This is a genomic window from Simplicispira lacusdiani, from assembly GCF_003604195.1.
Lineage (GTDB): Bacteria > Pseudomonadota > Gammaproteobacteria > Burkholderiales > Burkholderiaceae_C > Simplicispira > Simplicispira lacusdiani.
The window spans coordinates 87,847-107,949 of sequence record NZ_QXGR01000009.1; the positions used below are offsets into that span (position 1 = coordinate 87,847).

Here is a 20,103-nt window from a genome sequence, read left to right on the forward strand (position 1 = left end):
AAGGCCGGGCAGCGCTGCCACTATTCACGCACAGGGGACTGCCATGAATACCAGCGCAGTGGCGCAAGCCACGCCCAGCGCGCACGCCTTCACGCAAGAAGCGCGCGACGCCATCTACCACGCCATCTTTTCACGCCGCGACGTGCGCGGGCAGTTCCTGCCCACGCCCGTGCCCGACGAGGTGCTCAGCCGCATCCTCACCGCCGCGCACCACGCGCCCTCGGTGGGCTTCATGCAGCCCTGGAACTTTCTCGTGGTGCGCTCGCCAGACACCAAGCGCCGCGTCCACGGCGCCTTCGCCAAGGCCCATGCCGAGGCCGCGGGAATGTTCGAGGGCGACAGGCGCGCCACCTACCAAAAACTCAAGCTCGAAGGCATCGTCGAGTCGCCCGTCGGCATCTGTATCACCTGCGACCGCGAGCGCACAGGCCCGGTGGTGGTGGGCCGCACCCACATGAAGACCATGGACCTGTACAGCAGCGTCTGCGCCGTGCAGAACCTGTGGCTCGCCGCGCGCGCCGAAGGGCTGGGCGTGGGCTGGGTCAGCATCTTCCACCAGGCGGACCTGCAAGAGGCGCTGGGCATTCCCAAGGGCATCACCCCCATTGCCTACCTGTGCGTGGGCTATGTGAGCCACTTCCACGCCAAGCCCGAGCTGGAAACCGCCGGCTGGCTGCCGCGCCTGCCCATGGAAGACCTGGTGTACTTCGACCAATGGGGCCAGCGCGACGACCAGCAGCCCCTCATCGCCCACCTGCAGCGCGACCAGGCTGCCGCCCAGCGCGGGCGCGCAGCCACCGCCTGACCCTGCCACCACGCGCCGACCCGGCGCGCACCGCCATTGACCGCGCGGGCCTGCGTGTGCGGGCCGCGCCCCACCCCGATTGAAAGTTGAACAAGCCATGAATGCTCACCTGCCCCTGATTGCCGACATCGCCGACCCGCAGCTCACCCAGGCCCTGCAGCACAAGCTGGACCACAAGACCAAACCCCTGGGCTCGCTGGGCCGCCTAGAGCAGCTTGCGCTGCGCCTGGGTCAGATCCAGGGCACCGCATCCCCCCGGCTGGAGCAGCCGCAGATGGTTGTCTTCGCGGGCGACCACGGTCTGGCGGTGCGTGGCGTCTCGGCCTTCCCGAGTGACGTGACCTGGCAGATGGTGGAAAACTTCCTCGCCGGCGGCGCCGCCGTCAGCGTGCTGGCGCGCCAGCACGGCCTGGCGCTCACCGTGGTGGACTGCGGCGTGGCGCGCGACATCGCCCCGCGCGAGGCAGCAGCCGGCCAGCCGCGCCTGCTGCTGCGCAAGGTGGCCCCCGGCACCAATGACGCCAGCCAAGGCCCGGCCATGAGCGCCGCGCAGTGCGCCCAGGCCCTGAACCACGGCATCGAACTGGTGCGCGAGCTGCCCGGCAACGCGCTGCTGCTGGGCGAAATGGGCATCGCCAACACCTCGGTCGCCTCGCTGCTGCTGGCGCGCCTGTGTGGCCTGTCCCTGCAGGATTGCACCGGCGCGGGCACCGGGCTGGACGCCGCGGGCATCGAGCGCAAGCGCGCCGTGCTGCAACAGGCGCTGGACGCCAACGCTGCCGCCGCCACGCCGCTCGACGCCCTGGCCGCCCTGGGCGGCTACGAGGTGGCCACCATGGTCGGCGCCGTGCTGCAGGCCGCGCATGAGCGCCGCGTGATCCTGGTGGACGGCTTCATCACCAGCGCCGCCGTGCTCGTCGCCAGCCGCCTGCAGCCCCTGGTGCTGCAACGCTGCGTGTTCGCCCACCGCTCGGGCGAGCGCGGCCACCAGCTCATGCTGGGGCAGATGCAGGCCGAGCCGCTGCTGGACCTGGGCTTGCGCCTGGGTGAAGGCTCCGGTGCAGCGCTGGCCTGGCCGCTGCTGCCATCGGCCTGCGCCATCCTGCGCGAGATGGCGAGTTTTGAGGCGGCGGGGGTGTCGGGGCAATCTGTTGCAGCGTGAGGGGCTGCACTGGTGTTGCTGGTAGTGGAATGCGTTAGCAGCTATTGAATCAATAGCTGCTAACGCTTGTGGGGCGAGAGCTACAGGGTAATTTGGCTGTTGATTTACGCGGGGCGGGAGAGATTGAGCTGGCGCGGAATGGCGTTGTCTGTGGAGCGGCTTTCGGCCAGAAGCGGCCTGTGGAAGCAGATTGAAGCGGACGCTCAACTTTTGAGTTAGGCGCCATAGCGCCGATGGATGGCCCTGTCGACTTGCTTGAAATACTCATCGAAGCAAGTCAACGCGTATTTGAGATAGCCAGCGCGAAGCACTACGACTGGATTTCCGGTCAATAACTCGTTGTCCTCAACATACTTACGCAAGGCAGAGCGGTCGTTCTGCCCATCTCGCGGGATCCTTCCATCAGCATGGACAACAAGATTTCTTAGTGCCTGGATGTTCTTGATGTCGCTCCACGGTTTGGGTGGATCTGTAAGATCTACGAGAGCCACCTTGCTCAAGTAGGTCCTGGCTCTTTCAATCCCGGTGCCAGCCACGTCTTTGAGTGAGAATTGATAGCTCTCCGTGGCCTGAAACAGTGCACAGAGCTTATTAAGTTCATGCTCGAAGAAGGCAAACAGGGTGATCAAGGCAGAGCGTCGCTGCAAGTTCGGAAAGTACTCAAGAAAAATGGCGCCAAGGTCCCAAGTGCCATCATCTAGTCCTTTATGCACTGTGATGAAAGTGGGTGGCTCGTCCTCATGCAAACCTTCAATTACAACTTCCTCTGAGTCTGTCTCGAAATCGGCAGCACTCTTGTCTACCTGTTGCTCGACATCAGAGATGTACACATCAAGCATCTCGATTGAGCCGCTCACATCGTATCGGTACCAGTTCAGCGGATGGTCGAGTGGGCGGAATTTCATGATGATGGCTAACGTGATGTATCCCGCAAAACCTGCGGAATAAACTGGACCATGCGGGATACTCTGGACAAGGCATCCTCCTGGAAGCGGCTTGCAGCAAAGGTTTGCCAGGGACGGCCTGTTCAAACGTCCAGGTATAAAAATCCTGCAAAACCCTGAACGCGTTAACTTGGCAAACTATAGCTTGCCAGCCAGCAGGCGCGGGGAGTTCCAACAGCCACTGCAGCAAGTCAATAACGGCTTCCGGGTGGCGCTTATGAGCGGCGGCTCAGGGTCGCTTGCAGACCTCCATACCCAGCACCGCGCAGCCTTCGCTGCTATATGACGAGTGGCACCAAACGCGGTGGTGGCCACTGGGTTAGTGGGGAAACGGAATGCGCCAGTAGCTATGAAATAAATAGCTTTCTGCGCAATAGGTGCGGGCGTTCAAGGCTAATTTGAATCCAAGCCTTCCCGCCCTGCCGCGCCGAGGTACCGTGCGTTAGCTACCCCGGCAAATGGCACACCGCCTCGATGTTGTTGCCCTCGGGATCGATGACGAAGGCGCCGTAGTAGTGCGCGTGGTACTCGGGGCGCAGGCCGGGGGCGCCGTTGTCCTTGCCGCCGGCGGCGATGGCGGCGGCGTAGAAGGCGTCCACCTGGGCGCGGGTCTGGGCCTTCCAGGCCAGGTGGCAGCCGGTGGTGGCCGGCGGGCCGCCGTAGGGGGAGGGGCCGTCGATGAACCACACGTCGGCCTTCTTGCCGTCGGGCTCGGCGGGGTCGGGGTAGGCGAATCCGAGGATGTTCATGCCGTAGTTGCCTTCAAGGCAAACGCTGTAGCCCAGGGGTGCGAGGGCTGCGCTGTAGAACGCCTTGGCGCGTTGGATGTCGGTGACGCGGAAGGTCATGTGGTCAAGCATGGTGTGCTCCTGTGTGGGATGGGCGTGCGCGAGCCGCACATCGATACTGTATTTGCATACAGTTAAATTGGCAAGAGGCCGTGGTCCCGCCCAGGCGGCGGGTGGGTGCAAGCGCGCCGCCGTCAGGCCACGCAGGTCTGGTTGCGCCCCTGTTCCTTGGCCTGGTACAGGGCCTTGTCGGCGCGCGCCAGCATGGCGTCGAGCGTGTCTTGCGGGCCTTGCCAGGTGGTTACGCCGATGCTCAGTTGGCAGTCCAGCGCGTGGCCCGTGGCCACGGCGGCGTGGATGCGCTGGGCCACGCCGCGCGCGGCGTAGGCGTCGGTCTCGGGCAGCAGCACCAGGAATTCCTCGCCGCCGTAGCGGCCCAGCCGGTCGGCGCGGCGCAGCACGGCCTGGGCGCGCTGGACGAAGTGCACCAGCACGGCGTCGCCATGCTGGTGGCCGTGGGTGTCGTTCACCGCCTTGAAGTGGTCCAGGTCCAGCATCATGAGGGCCGGGCCCTTGCCCGAGCGCTCGCAGCGCTCCAGCTCGTCGGTGCAGCGTTCGAGCAGGGCGCGGCGGTTGAGGGACTGCGTGAGCGTGTCGTGCGTGGCCAGGTGCTGCAGTTCGGTGGCCAGGCGGTCGGTGGCCATGAGCACCGCGCCGATGGACAGCAGCAGCACCGCCAGCGCGTAGGCGCCGACGTGGAGCGTCTGGTACAGCGAGGCCTCCATCAGGTCGGTGCCTGCCTTGCCGGTCAGCGCGGTGGCCAGCCGCACCAGCAGGGCCAGGATGTGCAGGGCCATCACGGCCTCCACCAGCCGCACGGGAAAGCGGTTGCCGCCATGGCGCAGCAGGAAGCGCAGGCTGGCGGCATAGACGCTGATCATCATCGCGGTGAAAAGCACCAGGCGCGCGGCGTAGTGGGGCTGGACGTAGGTCAGCCAGGTGAGTGCCAGCGTGGTGAGCACCACCACCACGGCCCATGGGTGCCAGCCGTTCGTGTGGCCGAGAAAGCGCCGGCAGCCGATGTAGTAGATGGTGGAGCCCAGGAACAGCAGTTGGTTGGCCAGCACCAGGGTCAGCAGGTCGGGCAGCACGCCCCGGGCGCTGAACAGCGCCGAGGCCACCAGCCACAGCAGGGGTGCGCAGGCCCAGGCGCCCACGCCCAGGATGCTGGGCGGGTAGTAGCGCCGCATCAGCAGCAGCACCACGGCCATCAGGGCCGCCATGAAGCCCGCCATGGCGATCAGTGAGCGCGGATCGAGCTGTGTCATCGGGCGGGTGGTGGCGCTGTGTGGGAGCGATGCGATTCAGTATAGCCATGGCCGCCGGAAAACGTCACGGGGCGCGCGCGCGTCTGTTTTTTGACGAAAAACGGCATGGCGCCTTGCACATCAAGCGCCTGCAGCTATCAAATATGTAGCTAATTCAGGGGGCGGGGGTCTTGGGCCGGAAGTCGCAGTGCGGTGCCGCCACGCATTCCCAGCAGCGCGGCTTGCGCGCCTGGCAGACGTAGCGGCCCAGCAGGATGAGCCAGTGGTGCGAGTCCACCGCATAGGCGGCGGGCACGCGCTTGAGCAATTGCTGCTCCACCGCCAGCGGGTTCTTGCCCGGCGCCAGGCCGGTGCGGTTGCTGACGCGGAAGATGTGCGTGTCCACCGCCATGGTGGGCTGGCCGAAGGCCACGTTGAGCACCACGTTGGCGGTCTTGCGGCCCACGCCGGGCAAGGCTTCGAGCGCCTCGCGGGTGCGCGGCACCACGCCGCCGTGCTGCTCCACCAGGATGCGGCAGGTCTCCATCAGGTGCCGCGCCTTGCTCTTGTAGAGGCCGATGGTCTTGATATGGCCCTCCAACCCTTCGAGCCCCAGGTCCAGGATGGCCTGCGGCGTGTTCGCCACCGGGAACAATTTGCGCGTGGCCTTGTTCACGCCCACGTCGGTGGCCTGGGCCGACAGCAGCACGGCGGCCAGCAGCTCGAACACGCTGGTGTATTCGAGTTCGGTCTGGGGTTGCGGGTTGGCGGCCTTCAGGGCGGCGAAGAAGGGTTCGATCTTGGAAGGGTGCATGGGTTCAGGCTAGATGGCGCAGCTCGCGCAGCGCTACCGATACGGGGGCCAGGTCGGGGGCCTGGGTGCCGACGGTGGTAAGCAGGTGGTTCAGCCGCTCGATGGGGCGGGCATGCCGCGCCTCCCAGCTGGGCAGGCTTTCCTGGCGCTGCAGCAGGCCCTGGGTGATGTGGCGCGCGATGGAGTACACGTCGTCGCGCGCGCTGCCCCGGGCCTGGGTCTGCCAGAGGGTTTCGGTGGGCAGGCGGTTGATCTGTGTGCGCCACTGGGCCAGGTCCAGGCGGGCCTCGATGCCGAAATAGGCGCGCGCGGCCTGTTCCAGGCTGGCCGGGGTGTCTTGCGCCAGATCCACCAAGTCCAGGGCCGGGAAGGTGTAGTCCAGCGCGGTCAGGTTGTGCGCCAGCGCCTGCTGCACGCCCGCGCCCACCAGGCTGGCCGTGGCCTGCTGCCAGCCTTGCACGGCGCCGGGCGGCAGCCAGTCGTCCAGGTGGGTGCGCAGTTCGCGCGCCGGGCCCTGGTAGCGCTGGATGAGGGTGGGCAGGTCGGTCTGGTCCGAAGAGCGGATGCGCAGAATCCAGCGCGACGCCCGCTGGGCGATGGCGATCAGCTTGTGCAGCAGGTCCAGCTGCAGCGTGCTGCCGACCTGGTAGTCCAAGGCGTCGATCTGGTCCCACAGGGGTTCGAGGTCGAAGATTTCGCGCGCCAGCGTGAAGGCGCGGATGACATCGGCCGTGGCCGCGCCCGATTCAGCGGCCAGGAAGTTGATGAAGGTGGCGCCGGTGCGGTTGACCACCGTGTTGGTGATGAAGGTGGCGATGATCTCGCGCTTGAGCGGGTGCGCGTTCATGGCGTCCGCGTGCTTCTCGCGCAGCACGCTGGGGAAGTAGGCCTGGAGCGCGCGGCCGAAGAAGGGGTCGTCGGGCAGGTTGCTGGCCACCAGTTCGTCGAACACGGCCATCTTGGCGTAGGCCAGCAGCACGGCGTTCTCGGGGGCGGTCAGGCCCTGCTTGCGCGCGCGGCGCTGCGCGATCTCTTCGTCCGTGGGCAGGAATTCGATGGCGCGGTTCAGGCGCTTGCCGCCTTCGAGCCATTGCATCAGCCGCTGCTGGCCGTCAAGCACGTACAGCGGGCGGTGGCAGGCAATGTCCAGGGCCTGGGGCTGGTAGTAGTTGTCCTGCAGCACGAGCGCGGCCACTTCGGAGGTCATGGAGGCCAGCAGGTCGTTGCGCTGCTTGAGGGTGAGGTCGCCCGCCTCGACCACGGCGCCCAGCAGGATCTTGATGTTCACCTCGTGGTCGGAGCAGTCCACGCCGGCCGAGTTGTCGATGGCGTCGGTGTAGATCAGGCCGCCCTTTTGCGCGTATTCGATGCGCCCGCGCTGCGTGCAGCCCAGGTTGCCGCCCTCGACCAGCACCTTGCAGCGCAGTTCGTTGCCGTTGACGCGGAAGGCGTCGCCCGCCTTGTCGCCGACCTGGGCGTGGCTCTCGAAGCTGGCCTTGACGTAGGTGCCGATGCCGCCGTTGTAGATCAGGTCCACCGGGGCCTGCAGGATGGCCTTGAGCAGTTCCGTCGGGGCCATCTCGGGCGCGCTGGTGCCCAGCACGGCCTGGGCTTCGGGGCTCAGCGGGATGGACTTGGCCGTGCGCGGGTAGACGCCGCCGCCGGGCGAGATGAGGGATTTGTCGTAGTCGTCCCAGCTGGAGCGCGGCAACTGGAACAGGCGCTGGCGTTCGGCGAACGAGGCCGCCGTGTCGGGGCTGGGGTCGATGAAGATGTGCCGGTGGTCGAAGGCCAGCACGAGCTGGATGTGCTCGGACAGCAGCATGCCGTTGCCGAACACGTCGCCCGACATGTCGCCGATGCCGGCCACGGTGAACGGCGTGGTCTGCGTGTTCACGCCCAGCGCGCGGAAGTGCCGCTTGGCCGACTCCCAGGCGCCGCGCGCGGTGATGCCCATCTTCTTGTGGTCGTAGCCCACCGAGCCGCCCGAGGCGAAGGCGTCGCCGAGCCAGAAGCCGTACTCGGCCGACACGCCGTTGGCGATGTCGGAGAACGTGGCGGTGCCCTTGTCGGCGGCCACCACGAGGTAGGGGTCGTCGCCGTCGTGCCGCACCACCTGGGCGGGGGGCACGGTGGCGCCCTTGGCGATGTTGTCGGTCAGGTCCAGCAGGCCGCGCAGGAAGGTCTGGTAGCAGGCCACGCCTTCGGCCAGGTAGGCTTCGCGGTCGGTGGCGGGCGGCGGGTTCTTGAGCACGAAGCCGCCCTTGGAGCCGACGGGCACGATGACCGTGTTCTTCACCTGCTGGGCCTTGACCAGCCCCAGGACCTCGGTGCGGAAGTCCTCGCGCCGGTCGGACCAGCGCAGGCCGCCACGGGCCACGCGCCCGCCGCGCAGGTGCACGCCTTCCATGCGCGGGGAATACACCCAGATCTCGAACAGCGGCTTGGGCTCGGGCACGCCGGGCACTTCGCGCGGGTTGAGCTTGAAGCTGAGGTAGGGCTTGGCCTGGCCGTCGGCCGTGCGCTGCCAGAAATTGGTGCGCAGGGTGGCGGCCAGGGTGGAGACGAACTGGCGCAGGATGCGGTCTTCGTCCAGGCTGGCCACCTTGGACAGTTCGGCGTCGATGCCGCGCCGCAGGGCCTGCTGCCGTTCTTCGCGGCCTTCTTCCCGCGCCGGGTCGAAGCGCGCCATGAACAGGTCCACGATGGCCTGCGTGAGCTGCGGGTTGCGCGCCAGCGTGGCCTCGATGTAGCTCTGGCTGTAGGCGAAGCCCAGTTGCTTGAAGTAGCGCGTGTAGGCGCGCAGCACGCCGATGGCGCGCGCGTCCAGGTCGGTGGCCAGCACCAGGCGGTTGAGGTCGTCGTTCTCCACCTCGCCGCGCCAGGCGGCCACGTACAACTCCTCGAACCGCTGCTTCACGCGCGCCAGGTCGGTGCCGGGCGGCAGCTGCAGGCCCAGGTCGTGGATCCAGGGTGCATCGCCGTCGTGGCCGATGCGGTAGGGGTGCTCGTCGAGCACGCGCGCGCCCAGGTGTTCGAGCACGGGCAGCGAGTCCGACAAGGCCACCTTGGCGGTGCTGTACACCTTCAGGCGCAGCGCGCCGGGGCCGGCGTCGAGCGGGCGGTAGAGCTTGACGGCCAGCGGGGCCGTGGCCGAGAGCGTGGCCAGGATGTCCGCGTCTTCCACGGCCACCTGGGGCGAGAACTGCTCGCGGTAGGCCGTGGGGAAGGCGTTGGCATGGCGGTGCGCCAGCGCCAGGCCGGGGCCCTCGCCGTGGATGCGCAGGAATTCGGCCGTGCAGTGGTCTTCCCAGCGCTGGGTGTGGCGGGCGATGCGCGCCTCCAGCGCATGCAGGGCCACGTTCTGCGGCGCGCGCTCCCGGGCCCGCACCAGGTAGTGGATGCGCGCGAGCGGGCTGTCGGTGAGCATGGGGGTGAACTCCACCGACTGTCCGTCGAGCACGGCCATGAGCTCCTCGCCGATCTTGAGCCGCAGCTCGGTGTTGAAGCGCTCGCGCGGCACGAAGACCAGGGCCGAGGTGAACCGCCCGAACACGTCGCGGCGCAGGAACACGCGCGTGCGCTGGCGCTCCTGCAGCCGCAGGATGCCGATGGCGTGCTCGGTGAGGGTGGGGGTGTCGATCTGGAACAGCTCGTCGCGCGGGTACACATCCAGGATGGACTGCAGCGACTTGGCGGCGTGGCTTTCGGGCACCACGCCGGCGGCGGCCATCACGGCGGCCACGCGGCTGCGCACCTGGGGGATCTCGCTCACCGCCGCCGTGTAGGCCGTGGAGGTGTACAGCCCCAGGAAGCGGGTTTCGCCCACGATCTGGCCGTCCGCGTCGAAGCGCTTGACGGCGATGTAGTCGAGCCAGGCCGGGCGGTGCACCGTGGCGCGCGACATGGCCTTGGTGATCAGCACCAGCTCGTTCGATTCGAGCAGGGCCATGGCCTCGGGCGGCAGCACGGTCTGCGCGGTCTGCGCCGCGCCGCGCAGGATGCCCAGGCCGGTGCCGGGCTTGGCGCGCATGCTTACCGTGCTGCCTTCGCGCACCAGGTCGTAGTCGCGCGCGCCCAGGAAGGTGAAGTGGCGGTCTTCCAGCCAGTTCAGGAAGTCGGTGCCTTCCTGCCGGCCGCTGGGCGAGAGGCTGGAGTGGGCGGCCGCCTGCGCCACGGTGCGCGCGCGGTCCAGCATGGCCTCCCAGTCCTGCACGGCCGCGCGCACGTCGCCCAGCACGCGCTGCAGATCGGCCCGCAGGGCCTCGCGGTCCTGGGCGTGCACGATGCGGTCGCATTCCACCAGGATGACCGACTCGACCGGCGTCCCGCCGCCGGCCGCGCTGGCGCTGGCCGCGCTGGAGGCGGCGGTCACCTTGCCGCTGGCGTCGCGCCCGATGGCCATCAGCGGGTGCACGATCCAGTGGGCCGTGCGGTTGCCCCGGTTGATGGCCATGGTGACCGAATCCACCAGGAACGGCATGTTCGAGTGCACGATGTGCACCACGGTGTGCTCGCTGACGAAGCCGTCCTCGGCCAGCGTGGGGTTGAACACCCGCACCTGGGCGCTGTCGGTGGCGGTGTGGGCCTGCAGCAGGCGCCAGTGGGCCGTGGCGTTGGCGTACAGCGCGGCGGGGCCCCGGGTCTGCAGTTCGTCGGGATCGGCGTTTTCGTAGTAGGCGGCGATGAAGCCACCCATGCTGCCGGGATGGGGCCCTGCGTGTTCCTGGGTGAAGGCGAGCAGGTCCGAGAGCGCGGAATGGGTCATCTTGTGCTCCTTGGGTTGACGAACGTGAACCGGGTCCTGATGGATTCTAGGAGCGCGCTGCCTGTCGCGCCATGCGCGCTCGCGGCAATGCATCGGTTCATGCCAGAGTGGCATGGAAGCGCACGCAAGCTGCGCCATGGCCGGGGGCGGACCCGTGCAAGCAGGAAACCTGCGCGCCGATTGGCGACAATGCGGGATTCTTCGCCAACCCTCTTCGCCTACGCCATGCAATTCGCCGACCGCCTGAACAACGTCGAAACCTCCGCCATCCGCGAGCTCTTCAAGCTGCTGGGCAAGCCCGGCATCATCAGCTTCGCCGGGGGCTTCCCCGACAGCGCCATGTTCGACGTGGACGGCATCCAGGCCGCCGTGAACCAGGCCCTGGCCGAAGAAGCAGGCGCCGCCCTGCAGTACGGCGCCACCGAGGGTTACCAGCCGCTGCGCGAGCAGCTCAGCCAGTTCATGGCCAGCAAGGGCGCGCAGGGCGTGGCGCCCGAGAACCTCATCGTCACCACCGGCAGCCAGCAGGCGCTGGACCTGCTGGGCAAGACGCTCATCAGCCCCGGCGACAAGGTGATCGTCGAAGGCCCCACCTTCCTGGCCACCATCCAGTGCTTCCGCCTCTATGGCGCGCAGCTCATCAGCGCGCCCATCGACGGCAACGGCGTGAAGACCGATGAACTGGAAAAGCTCATCGCCGAGCACCAGCCCAAGTTCGTCTACCTGATCCCCACCTTCGGCAACCCCAGCGGCGCCATGCTGAGCCTGGAGCGCCGCAAGAAGGTGCTGGAACTGGCGGTGAAGTACCAGACCGTGGTGGTCGAGGACGACCCCTATGGCGACCTGTACTTTGGCGAGGCGCCGCCGCCCAGCCTGCTGAACCTGTCGGCCACCGTGCCGGGCAGCCGCGAGCTGCTGGTGCACTGCGGCAGCTTGAGCAAGGTGCTCTCGCCCGGCCTGCGCGTGGGCTGGATGATCGCCCCGGCCGACCTGCTGGCCAAGGCCATCATGTGCAAGCAGTTCAGCGACGCGCACACCAGCACCTTCGCCCAGGCCACGGCCGCGCAGTACCTCAAGGCCGGCCGCATGCCCGCCACGCTGGCCCATGTGCGCAAGGTGTACGCCGAGCGCGCCCAGGCCATGGGCGACGCGCTGCGCAGCGACCTGGGCGACGCCATCGAGTTCGTGCAGCCCCAGGGCGGCCTGTTCGTGTGGGCGCGCCTCACGGGCGCGGGCGGCAAGGTGGCGGATGGCAATGTGTTCGCCAAGCGCGCCATCGACAAGGGCGTGGCCTTCGTGCCCGGCACGCCGTTCTTCTGCGCCCATCCCGACCCCGCCACGCTGCGCCTGTCGTTCGCCACGGCCGATGTGGCGAAGATCCGCGAGGGCGTGGCGCGCCTGGCGCAGGCGCTCTGACCGGGGCTTGCATGCGGCTGCTTCCAAAAAAGGAGCTGCAGCCGCAGTATCTGTAATAGATTCAGAGGGTTTTCTATTTGAAAACCATGCCAATCAAGCGCAAGGCGCTCCTGAATCAGTAGCGCCCGTGGGCCTGCTCAATCCGCCAGGCCCAGTGCCTGGAACACATGCGCCGCCGCGTAGGCGTCGTTGGCCGCGTACACCAGTTGCGCCTCGGTCAGGCGCGGGCTGGCCCAGTTGGAGGTGGCGGCTTTTTTCGATTTGATGAAGCGGCGGTTGAACAGCACGGCCACGGCGGCCTTCACGCCCATGTCCTTGCGGTAGCCGCGCTGGCGGAAGACGGTATTGAGTTCCAGCACGCCCTCGGGTGCCACACCCAACCGGGCCTGGATGCGCTTGCGATCGTCGCCCAGGCCGAAGCCTGCCTTGGCCACGCCGGGCCGGGCCAGCAGATCGGCCACCAGGGCGCTGCAGCCCGGGTCGTGCAGCTGGAAAACCCAGGCCCTGTCGAGCGTGGCGAACTGCACGATGTGCGGCCCCTCGGATTCCTGCCCCTTGGCGAAGGTGGGCTTGGATTCGGTGTCGAAACCCCAGAAGCGGGTGGCGGCGAGGGCGTCGCGGGCCTGCTCGGCCTGCGTGCGCGTGCTGACCAGGTGGATGCGGTCCAGGCCGAGACGGTCGAAGGGTTCGAGCAGGGCGATCTGCTCCTTGCCGGGAATGGGGGGATGGGCTTGCATGGGCGCATTCTGCGGCATGGAGCCGTGCCCGCGCCGCGCGGGTCAGTGCGGTGCTTCGGTCAGCGGCGCGCCGCAGGCGTCGTCGCTGTCGATCATGGCGAGCTGGTCGCGGCCACGGTGCTTGGCCAGGTAGAGCGCCTGGTCGGCCCGGTCCAGCAGGTCGCGCAGGCTGCGGTCGGAGGGGTGGAGCGCACCCAGGCCCATGCTGGTGGTGATGCGGTAGCCCTGGCCGGCGCTGTCGGTCAGCTCCAGCGCGCGGATGGCGTCGAGAATGCGCGCGGCCACGTCGGCGCCCTCGGCCGGCGTGGTCAGCGGCAGCAGCAGGCCGAATTCCTCGCCACCCAGGCGCCCCACGGTGTCGCTGGCGCGCAGGTGGGACTTGATGGTGCGTGCGAACTCAATCAGCACCCGGTCGCCTTCCAGGTGGCCGAAGCGGTCGTTGATGCTCTTGAAGTGGTCCAGGTCGAGCATCAGCAAGGTCAGGGGCTCGCCGCCGGCACGGGCGCGCAGGTAGGCGGTTTCGGCGGTTTCCAGGAAGGCCCGCCGGTTGGCCATGCCGGTGAGCATGTCGGTGGTGGCCAGGCGCTGCAGCTCGCGCTCCAGGTTCTTGCGCTGGGTCACGTCGCGGTAGATGCCCTCGACGCCCGCGAAGTTGCCGTTGTGGTCGAACAGCGCGTGGCTGCTGATGGAGATGTCGATCACGGTGCCGTCCTTGCGCACCATCTGGCCGGGGAAGTCGGACACCTCGCCGTGCGCCATGATGGCGGCCTTGAAGGCGTCGCGGTCGGAGCTGTGCGGGTAGTACGACTCGGCCGTGCGGCCCTCGATCTCGTGCGGCTCGTAGCCCAGCACGCGGCGCACGCCGGGGCCCACGTGCTGCACCACGCCTTGCGCGTCGGTGCGGTAGTAGACATCCTGCATGCTCTCGAACAGGCGGCGGAAGGCCTGCTCGCTCTCGCGCAGCTGGTCCTGGATCTCGCTCTGGTGCGTCACGTCCATGCCGCACATCAGCAGGGCGGGTTCGCCGTCGAGATCGATGGCCACGGTGGAGATCAGCACCATCTTCAGGTTGCCCTGGCAGGTGCGGATGCGGAACTCGGAGGGCTTGTTCGGCCGGCCGGCCTGATCGGGCTCGCTGGCCTGGTGGATGCGGTTGCTGGAGCGCAGCTTGTCCAGCGTGTGGACGAAGTCCGAGGGCGGCCGCCCCAGCAGTTGCTCCGGACCGTCCGCTTCGAGCAGCGCCAGTCCGGCTTCGTTGGCGACGCGGATCACGCCTTGCTGGGTGATCAGCACGGCCACGGGGAGGACGCGCAGCAGTTCGGGATCGGTGAGCATGGGCAGGGCTACCTGAGTTGTAACCCATTGTGGCATCAGTGCGGGGTTTATGGAATGCCACCCTGGCGCGGTGCCCGACCAGCCACGGGGCCGGGGAGCTGTCCCGGCCTACCCCGGGGGCGTGCCACGGGCCGCCGCCGCGCGCAGCTTGTCCTTCTTGCTGGGGCGCTTGCCCTTGATGCCGCCCGTGCCCGCGGCGCTGGCCTGCGGGGGGCTCTCGGTGGGCTCGAAACCGGGCACCTGCTCGCGCGGCAGGCTCAGGTGCTGGCGTTTCTCGATCAGCCGCCAGTGCGCCTCGCTCGCGGGGGTGACGAAGCTCACCGCCAGGCCGCTTTCACCGGCGCGCCCGGTGCGGCCGATGCGGTGGATGTAGTCCACCGCCGAGCGCGGCAGGTCGTAGTTCACCACCACGGGCAGTTGCGCGATGTCGATGCCGCGCGCGGCCAGGTCGGTGGTCACCACCACTTGCCAGCGGTCGGCCTTGAATTCGTCGAGCACCTGCTGGCGCGCGCCCTGGCTCAGGTCGCCATGGAAGGGCGTGGCGTACACGCCGGCCTTGTAGAGCTTCTCGGCCACATGCTCGGCCGCGTACTTGGTGGCCACGAACACCAGCACGCGTTCCCACTTCTCCTGCCGTGTCAACTGCAGCAGCAACTGCGTGCGGCGGGTGCTGTCCACGGCGATGGCCCGCTGCAGGATGGTGGCGCCGCCGTCCGCGCTGGCCTCGGCGGGGTCCACTTCCACGCGCACCGGGTCGCGCAGCAGGCTGCCCGCCAGCGCCTGCACGCTGTCGGGGAAGGTGGCCGAGAAGAACAGGGTCTGGCGCCGCGCCGGCAGCAGGGCCAGCACGCGCTGGAGTTCCTCGGCGAAGCCCAGGTCCAGCAGGCGGTCGGCTTCGTCGAGCACGAGCAGGCGCACGGCTGAGAGGCGCAGCGCGTTGTGCTCCACCAGATCGAGCAGGCGCCCCGGCGTCGCCACGACGATGTCGGCGCCGCCGCGCAGCGCCATCATCTGCGGGTTGATCGACACGCCGCCAAACACCACGGCCACCTTGGGTGGCTGCGCAAGGGGCTGGCCCAGGCTGCGCAGCACCTCGCCCACCTGGGCCGCCAGTTCGCGCGTGGGTACGACCACCAGCGTGTGCACGGGGCGCGGGCCGCCGGGGCGGCGTTGCAGGCACAGGTCCTGGTGCTGCTGCAGCGCCGGCAGGGCGAAGGCGGCGGTCTTGCCGGAGCCGGTGCGGGCCGAGGCCCAGACGTCGGAGCCACGCAGGATGGCGGGAATGGCCTGCGTCTGGATGGGGGTGGGGGCCGCGAAGCCCAGCGCATGGGCTGCGTTGGCGAGGGACGGAGAAAGGCCGAGGGAGGAAAAGGGCATGGTGGGCATTGTGCGCCAGGCGCCGGCCCGGCAGCCCGCGCCGTGCCCGATAATCGCGGCCCCGGCCCTGCCTCTGTCCCGCTTGACCATGAGCCTTGTCGTTGATTCCTCCAGCATCACCCACAGCATCCAGCTGGCCGTGGCGCCGGTGTTCCTGCTCACCGCCGTGGCGGGCATGATCGGTGCCGTGGCCGGGCGCCTGGCGCGCATCATCGACCGTGCCCGGGTGGTGGAGGACCGGGCGAACCGCACCCAGGACGGCGAATTCCTGGCGCGCGCGGTGCTGGAACTGGGCTACCTGCGCACCCGGGGGCGCATGGCCAACGGCTGCATCGGCCTGCTAACGCTGTGCGGCTTCCTCATCGGGGTGACCATCATCCTGCTGTTCCTTGGCGAGACCATCAATTTCCGAGGCCACACCTGGGCCATGGGCACCTTCCTGGCCGGCGTGCTGTCGTTCCTGCTGGCGCTGGTGATCTTTTTCGTGGAGACGGTGATGGCCACGCGCCTGCTCAACTTCCACATGCTGCGCTCGCACGAACAGGCGCAGCGGCCCGCGCCATGAAGTCGCTGCGCGATCTGGCGGGGCTGGGCGGCCTGGTCTACTCCACCGACCATGGCCGCATGTGCCCCGGCTGCCGCCAGCCGCAGGCGCAGTGCGTTTGCAAGGCGGCGCCCCTGCCGGCGGGCGATGGCATCGTGCGTGTCTCGCGCGAAACCAAGGGACGCGGCGGCAAGGCCGTCACCGTGGTCAAGGGGGTGCCGGCCGACGCGGTGGCGCTGGCGCAACTGGGCAAGCAGCTCAAGGCGGCCTGCGGCAGCGGCGGCACGGTGAAGGACGGCGTGATCGAGGTGCAGGGCGACCATGTGGAGCGCGTGCTGGAGGCTCTGCAGAAGTGGGGCCACAAGGCCCGGCGCGCGGGCGGCTGATGAACCCCGAGCTGCTGCAGAAACTGGTGGAAACGCGCATGCCCTTCGGCAAGCACGCAGGGTGCCTGCTGGCCGATCTGCCCGGCAATTATCTGAACTGGTTCGCGCGCGAGGGGTTCCCCAAAGGGGAGATCGGGCGCCTGCTGGCGCTCATGCACGAGATCGACCACAACGGCCTGTCGGCGCTGCTCGATCCGCTGCGCCCGAAGGAATAAAAAAGGGCCCGCGACGGGCCCTGGGGTCATCCACCGCCGCTGGGCGGAGGGTGCACGGCGCTGCCGTGGGTCAGCTGCACTGGCAGCCGCCCGAACCGCCGCAGCCACCGGCGCTCTGGCGCACCTTGGCTTCGTAGTACGGGAACAGCACGTTGTTTTCCAGGTGGATGTGGTTCATCAGGTCCTCGATGAGCTGGCCGATGCCGGTGAACAGCGCGCGCCAGGTGTTGCAGGCACCTGCGGGCGGGGTGGCGTTGTTCGTCAGGGCGTTGAGCCGCTCGATCACGCCGAGGTGGCTCACGTGTTCCGAGCGCATCACGCTGATGGGCTGGGTGACGAAGGGGTTGCCGCCGGACTTGAGCATGGGGAACAGGATGCCTTCTTCCTTCTGCATGTGCGAGAGCAGGTCGGCCTGCATGAACTCCAGCAGCTCGGCCAGGCCGGCGGGCACCTCGGGATTGGCGCGGTGCACGGTTTCCACGCGGTGGGCCATGCGGATCAGCTCGGGCAATTGCTCGCGGTGCACGGCGTGGTAGCGGGTGAGGATGTGGTCGATCAGCGCGATCGGGTCCGATGCTTCCGGCGCGGTGTCGTTGCGCTGCAACTGCGACAGCTCGGCCTGCACGGCCTGCAGGTCCAGGCCCTTCTCGGCCACGGCGACGGCCAGGCTCAGATGGCCGCCACAGCAGAAATCAAGCTTGAGGCGGCGGAAGACGGCGGTCGCGCCAGGCAGTTCGACAGCGATCTGGCCGATGGATTGGCTGGCATCGACCGGAGATGCCGCGATTTCTTGGGGGGTGGCGATGGCGTTCATGGGGGTTATCCCTTATAAAGGTGCATAATGTGTATGCATTTTATATGATAAAATGCACTTTGCATGCCTGTTTTCCTTGATCTACGGCAATCTCCATGAGGCTTACCCAGTGGACTGACTTCACCTTGCGGGTGCTGATGTACTGCGCCGCTTGCGAGGACCGTGAACAACCCGTCACCATCAGCGAGGTGGCGGACAGTTATGGCATCTCACGCAGCCATCTGACCAAGATCGTCCAGGAGCTGTCCGCCATGGGCCTGCTGGAGACCACGCGGGGCCGGGGCGGTGGCATGCGTCTGATGAAACCGGCGCAGGAAATCAACATCGGCAAGGTGGTGCGCGCCACGGAAACCGACTTCACGGTGGTCGAATGCTTCGACCCCGAGAACAACCAGTGCCGCCTGAGCAGCCACTGCCGGTTGCAGAGCGTGCTGGGGCAGGCCATGAAGAGCTTCTTCTCGGTGCTCGACAACCTGACGCTGGCCGACCTCATGCTCCCGGCGGCCACGGCGCCGGCGAACACGCCCACAGGCTACGGCTACATTCCGCTGGTGCCGGGCCTGCCCCGCGCACCTGATTGAACGCCGCGCGGCGGTATCAGCCCGGCCGTGGCGCGGCGTCGTCGCCGCGCAGCATGGCCCACAGCAGCCGCAGGCGCATGCCGGCCTCGCTGGTATAGCCCACCGAGGCGGCGCGCACATGGCCCCGTGCATCCAGCACGAGCAGGGCCGGCACGGAATGCACGCCCAGGCGGCGCGCGGCATCGCCCCTTTCATCGACCACGGTGGCCCACGGCAGGCCGCGCTGGTCCAGCACGCGCCGCACCTGTTCGGGGCCGCCCGACTGCATGGCGATCGTGAGCACGGGCCAATCGGCCTGCAGGCGCGTGATGCTGTGCTCTTCGGCGCGGCAGATGGGGCACCACTCGGCCCAGACATGGATTGCCACGGGCCGGTCCGGGAACCGGGCGCGCCAATCCGACAGCCGCAGCGTTTCGCCGCTGCTCAGCCGCAGGGACAGGTCAGGTGCCGCACCGGCTGGCAGGTGGCGCGTTTGCCAGAGGTGCGCGCCCGTGAACACGGCCAGCACGAGCAGCAGCGTGCCCAGGTGCGAGCGCCAGTTCTGGCGCAGCCGGCCCCACAGGCGGGCCGCGAAGGGCATGCCCATGGCCCGGGGTCAGGCCTGCACCACTTCCAGCAGGCGGTCGAGGCCGCCGCTGTTGATGGCCACATGGGCCTGCGCGCGCACCGAGGGCTTGGCGCGGTAGGCCACCGACAGGCCCGCGGCTTCCATCATGGGCAGGTCGTTGGCGCCGTCGCCCACGGCGATGGCTTGCGAAGGGTGGATGCCCATGAGCGCCGCCAGCTCCAGCAGCGTGCGGCGCTTTTCCGCGCCGTCGCAGATGTCGCCCCAGTCCTGGTCCACCATGCGGCCGGTGAGCTGGCCGTTCTCGATTTCCAGAAGGTTCGAGCGGGAGAACTGGATGCCCAGCCCGGCCTGCACGCGCTCGGCGAAGAAGGTGAAGCCGCCCGAGACCAGCAGGGTGGCCAGGCCGGCCTTGCGGCAGGCCGCCACGAGCGCTTGCGCCCCCGGGTTGAACTGCATGCGCTCGCGCAGCACCTGCTCCATGTGGGACACGGGCACTCCGCGCAGCAGGGCCACGCGCTGGCGCAGGCTTTCCTTGTAGTCGGTGATCACGCCCTGCATGGCCGCCTCGGTGATGGCGGCCACCTCGGCCTTGCGGCCGGCGGCGTCGGCGATCTCGTCCACGCACTCGATGTTGATGAGCGTGGAGTCCATGTCGAAGGCGATGAGCTTGAAGTCCGAGAGCTTCAGGGGCGGGGTGATGCGCTGGACGATGATGCCGGGTGCGAATTCGGTGGCGTGGGTCATGGTGTGGAAAGCTCTGCGTGAAGGGAGAATCTTAAAGCGAGCCGCTGTCAGCGGCGCAGGTACAGCCGGTCGGACCAGGTGGCTAGCCACTGCGGCCGGAAGGCCACGAAGATGGCGCAGAGCATGCCGGTGACGATGGCGTCGCCCCAGGCCATGAGCCAGTGCGCCACCAGCGAAAGCTGCAGGTCCACGCCCGGAAGGGGGCTGCCCAGCCAGCGCTCCAGCACGGCGGTGGCGAACACGCACAGCACGGTGCCCAGGAAAGCCCGGCCGAGGATGTAGACAAACATCTGCTCGCCAGTCAGGCGCCGCAGCAGCGAACCGAGCAGCAGGGCCAGCGTGCCGGGCACCATGCCCTGCCAGACGGCGGCATGCAGGCTTTGCTGCCAGTCCATGGGCGAGACCAGTCCGGTGATGGCACCCACGCCCAGCATCACCGGCATGGCCAGCGGCCAGCCCAGCATCAGCACCACCAAGCAGGCGCCCGACCATTGCAACTGCAGCGGCATGGCGTGCAGCGCGGGCAGGGCCCACAGCCAGGGCTGCAGCACCAGCGTGGCGAGCAGCGGCGTGAGCAGCGGGCTGGCCTGCTGTGTTCCATCCGGCCCTGGCATGCCCGCCAGCAGGCGCCAGGGGCGCGTGGCCAGCGATGCGGCGAGCACCAGCACGGCGATGAACAGCTCGATCAACATGGCGGCAGACGGTGTGGCCTATCGCCGGCAATGGCTGCCACTGGCGCAGCCCAGGCCAGCAGACGCCGCGCAAGGGCCGCCCCGCCGCACTGGCGTCGTCCCCCTC

General features: G+C 68.3%; 19 protein-coding genes. 7 read left to right on the forward strand and 12 right to left on the reverse strand.

Annotated elements, in window-relative coordinates; genetic code table 11:
- Window positions 1-43: 43 nt before the first annotated feature.
- Together bluB and cobT are read left to right on the forward strand one after the other, a co-directional pair.
- Window positions 44-805: a 5,6-dimethylbenzimidazole synthase gene (gene bluB / locus D8S75_RS13455; RefSeq protein ID WP_119966868.1), complete on the forward strand. Its 762-nt coding sequence runs from the start codon at window positions 44-46 to the stop codon at window positions 803-805.
- A gap of 97 nt (window positions 806-902) precedes the next feature.
- On the forward strand, window positions 903-1,967 hold the full coding sequence (gene cobT, locus D8S75_RS13460) for a nicotinate-nucleotide--dimethylbenzimidazole phosphoribosyltransferase (protein ID WP_119966869.1): 1,065 nt from the start codon (window positions 903-905) through the stop codon (window positions 1,965-1,967).
- Window positions 1,968-2,182: 215 nt separating this feature from the next.
- Here cobT and D8S75_RS13465 read toward each other — a convergent pair whose 3' ends face one another.
- The 5 genes from D8S75_RS13465 to D8S75_RS13485 all read right to left on the reverse strand — a co-directional run bounded on the left by D8S75_RS13465 (window position 2,183) and on the right by D8S75_RS13485 (window position 10,588).
- Window positions 2,183-2,872, reverse strand: a complete 690-nt coding sequence (locus D8S75_RS13465; RefSeq protein WP_119966870.1) for a hypothetical protein — start codon at window positions 2,870-2,872, stop codon at window positions 2,183-2,185.
- Window positions 2,873-3,357: 485 nt separating this feature from the next.
- Window positions 3,358-3,771 carry a VOC family protein gene (locus tag D8S75_RS13470; RefSeq protein WP_119966871.1) on the reverse strand — a complete coding sequence of 138 codons (414 nt, stop codon included), beginning with the start codon at window positions 3,769-3,771 and terminating at the stop codon, window positions 3,358-3,360.
- Between the two features lie 122 nt (window positions 3,772-3,893).
- Window positions 3,894-5,027 (reverse strand): GGDEF domain-containing protein, encoded by a 1,134-nt coding sequence (locus D8S75_RS13475; RefSeq protein ID WP_232829046.1) that lies wholly within the window; start codon window positions 5,025-5,027, stop codon window positions 3,894-3,896.
- Window positions 5,028-5,181: 154 nt separating this feature from the next.
- Window positions 5,182-5,820 (reverse strand): endonuclease III, encoded by a 639-nt coding sequence (gene nth, locus D8S75_RS13480; RefSeq protein WP_119966872.1) that lies wholly within the window; start codon window positions 5,818-5,820, stop codon window positions 5,182-5,184.
- A 4-nt stretch (window positions 5,821-5,824) separates the two neighbouring features.
- Window positions 5,825-10,588 carry an NAD-glutamate dehydrogenase gene (locus D8S75_RS13485; protein ID WP_119966873.1) on the reverse strand — a complete coding sequence of 1,588 codons (4,764 nt, stop codon included), beginning with the start codon at window positions 10,586-10,588 and terminating at the stop codon, window positions 5,825-5,827.
- Window positions 10,589-10,813: 225 nt separating this feature from the next.
- Here D8S75_RS13485 and D8S75_RS13490 point away from each other — a divergent pair, with 225 nt between their 5' ends.
- Window positions 10,814-12,004: an aminotransferase-like domain-containing protein gene (locus D8S75_RS13490; protein WP_119966919.1), complete on the forward strand. Its 1,191-nt coding sequence runs from the start codon at window positions 10,814-10,816 to the stop codon at window positions 12,002-12,004.
- Window positions 12,005-12,141: 137 nt separating this feature from the next.
- Here D8S75_RS13490 and D8S75_RS13495 read toward each other — a convergent pair whose 3' ends face one another.
- From D8S75_RS13495 to D8S75_RS13505, 3 genes are all read right to left on the reverse strand, one after another.
- A complete protein-coding gene (locus D8S75_RS13495) occupies window positions 12,142-12,741 on the reverse strand; it encodes a 3'-5' exonuclease (RefSeq protein ID WP_119966920.1) in 600 nt (199 codons plus the stop codon).
- 42 nt (window positions 12,742-12,783) lie between these two features.
- Complete coding sequence (locus D8S75_RS13500) at window positions 12,784-14,076, reverse strand: sensor domain-containing diguanylate cyclase (RefSeq protein WP_119966874.1); 1,293 nt, start codon at window positions 14,074-14,076, stop codon at window positions 12,784-12,786.
- 108 nt (window positions 14,077-14,184) lie between these two features.
- Complete coding sequence (locus D8S75_RS13505) at window positions 14,185-15,453, reverse strand: DEAD/DEAH box helicase (RefSeq protein ID WP_119966875.1); 1,269 nt, start codon at window positions 15,451-15,453, stop codon at window positions 14,185-14,187.
- 88 nt (window positions 15,454-15,541) lie between these two features.
- Here D8S75_RS13505 and D8S75_RS13510 point away from each other — a divergent pair, with 88 nt between their 5' ends.
- From D8S75_RS13510 to D8S75_RS13520, 3 genes are read left to right on the forward strand one after another with little or no spacing between them, the layout of a single operon-like run.
- A complete protein-coding gene (locus D8S75_RS13510) occupies window positions 15,542-16,018 on the forward strand; it encodes a DUF2721 domain-containing protein (RefSeq protein WP_119966921.1) in 477 nt (158 codons plus the stop codon).
- Window positions 16,015-16,383 (forward strand): translation initiation factor Sui1, encoded by a 369-nt coding sequence (locus D8S75_RS13515; RefSeq protein WP_198673208.1) that lies wholly within the window; start codon window positions 16,015-16,017, stop codon window positions 16,381-16,383. Before D8S75_RS13510 ends, D8S75_RS13515 begins: the two co-directional genes overlap by 4 nt.
- Complete coding sequence (locus tag D8S75_RS13520; protein ID WP_119966876.1) at window positions 16,383-16,598, forward strand: DUF3820 family protein; 216 nt, start codon at window positions 16,383-16,385, stop codon at window positions 16,596-16,598. Before D8S75_RS13515 ends, D8S75_RS13520 begins: the two co-directional genes overlap by 1 nt.
- Window positions 16,599-16,668: 70 nt before the next feature.
- Here the strand turns inward: D8S75_RS13520 and ytfE are convergent, their stop codons facing one another.
- The gene (ytfE, locus tag D8S75_RS13525; protein ID WP_119966877.1) at window positions 16,669-17,412 is read right to left on the reverse strand and encodes an iron-sulfur cluster repair protein YtfE; all 744 of its coding nucleotides are present in this window, start codon (window positions 17,410-17,412) and stop codon (window positions 16,669-16,671) included.
- Window positions 17,413-17,507: 95 nt separating this feature from the next.
- Between ytfE and D8S75_RS13530 the strand changes: the two genes are divergently transcribed.
- Complete coding sequence (locus tag D8S75_RS13530; protein ID WP_119966878.1) at window positions 17,508-17,993, forward strand: RrF2 family transcriptional regulator; 486 nt, start codon at window positions 17,508-17,510, stop codon at window positions 17,991-17,993.
- 16 nt (window positions 17,994-18,009) lie between these two features.
- On the opposite strand, the gene D8S75_RS13535 is transcribed toward D8S75_RS13530, so the two are convergent.
- From D8S75_RS13535 to D8S75_RS13545, 3 genes are read right to left on the reverse strand one after another with little or no spacing between them, the layout of a single operon-like run.
- Window positions 18,010-18,573: a TlpA family protein disulfide reductase gene (locus tag D8S75_RS13535; RefSeq protein WP_119966923.1), complete on the reverse strand. Its 564-nt coding sequence runs from the start codon at window positions 18,571-18,573 to the stop codon at window positions 18,010-18,012.
- A 15-nt stretch (window positions 18,574-18,588) separates the two neighbouring features.
- Complete coding sequence (gene serB, locus D8S75_RS13540) at window positions 18,589-19,305, reverse strand: phosphoserine phosphatase SerB (protein WP_119966879.1); 717 nt, start codon at window positions 19,303-19,305, stop codon at window positions 18,589-18,591.
- Window positions 19,306-19,352: 47 nt separating this feature from the next.
- Window positions 19,353-19,997, reverse strand: coding sequence for a hypothetical protein (locus D8S75_RS13545; RefSeq protein WP_119966880.1), 645 nt, complete (start codon window positions 19,995-19,997; stop codon window positions 19,353-19,355).
- Window positions 19,998-20,103: the final 106 nt, after the last annotated feature.

Excerpts from the sequence above, each read along its gene's own strand:
- bluB (WP_119966868.1), top strand. The coding sequence starts at position 44 with ATGAATACCAGCGCAGTGGCGCAAGCCACGCCCAGCGCGCACGCCTTC.
- cobT (WP_119966869.1), top strand. The coding sequence starts at position 903 with ATGAATGCTCACCTGCCCCTGATTGCCGACATCGCCGACCCGCAGCTC.
- D8S75_RS13465 (WP_119966870.1), bottom strand. The coding sequence starts at position 2,872 with ATGAAATTCCGCCCACTCGACCATCCGCTGAACTGGTACCGATACGAT.
- D8S75_RS13470 (WP_119966871.1), bottom strand. The coding sequence starts at position 3,771 with ATGCTTGACCACATGACCTTCCGCGTCACCGACATCCAACGCGCCAAG.
- D8S75_RS13475 (WP_232829046.1), bottom strand. The coding sequence starts at position 5,027 with ATGACACAGCTCGATCCGCGCTCACTGATCGCCATGGCGGGCTTCATG.
- nth (WP_119966872.1), bottom strand. The coding sequence starts at position 5,820 with ATGCACCCTTCCAAGATCGAACCCTTCTTCGCCGCCCTGAAGGCCGCC.
- D8S75_RS13485 (WP_119966873.1), bottom strand. The coding sequence starts at position 10,588 with ATGACCCATTCCGCGCTCTCGGACCTGCTCGCCTTCACCCAGGAACAC.
- D8S75_RS13490 (WP_119966919.1), top strand. The coding sequence starts at position 10,814 with ATGCAATTCGCCGACCGCCTGAACAACGTCGAAACCTCCGCCATCCGC.
- D8S75_RS13495 (WP_119966920.1), bottom strand. The coding sequence starts at position 12,741 with ATGCAAGCCCATCCCCCCATTCCCGGCAAGGAGCAGATCGCCCTGCTC.
- D8S75_RS13500 (WP_119966874.1), bottom strand. The coding sequence starts at position 14,076 with ATGCTCACCGATCCCGAACTGCTGCGCGTCCTCCCCGTGGCCGTGCTG.
- D8S75_RS13505 (WP_119966875.1), bottom strand. The coding sequence starts at position 15,453 with ATGCCCTTTTCCTCCCTCGGCCTTTCTCCGTCCCTCGCCAACGCAGCC.
- D8S75_RS13510 (WP_119966921.1), top strand. The coding sequence starts at position 15,542 with ATGAGCCTTGTCGTTGATTCCTCCAGCATCACCCACAGCATCCAGCTG.
- D8S75_RS13515 (WP_198673208.1), top strand. The coding sequence starts at position 16,015 with ATGAAGTCGCTGCGCGATCTGGCGGGGCTGGGCGGCCTGGTCTACTCC.
- D8S75_RS13520 (WP_119966876.1), top strand. The coding sequence starts at position 16,383 with ATGAACCCCGAGCTGCTGCAGAAACTGGTGGAAACGCGCATGCCCTTC.
- ytfE (WP_119966877.1), bottom strand. The coding sequence starts at position 17,412 with ATGAACGCCATCGCCACCCCCCAAGAAATCGCGGCATCTCCGGTCGAT.
- D8S75_RS13530 (WP_119966878.1), top strand. The coding sequence starts at position 17,508 with ATGAGGCTTACCCAGTGGACTGACTTCACCTTGCGGGTGCTGATGTAC.
- D8S75_RS13535 (WP_119966923.1), bottom strand. The coding sequence starts at position 18,573 with ATGCCCTTCGCGGCCCGCCTGTGGGGCCGGCTGCGCCAGAACTGGCGC.
- serB (WP_119966879.1), bottom strand. The coding sequence starts at position 19,305 with ATGACCCACGCCACCGAATTCGCACCCGGCATCATCGTCCAGCGCATC.
- D8S75_RS13545 (WP_119966880.1), bottom strand. The coding sequence starts at position 19,997 with ATGTTGATCGAGCTGTTCATCGCCGTGCTGGTGCTCGCCGCATCGCTG.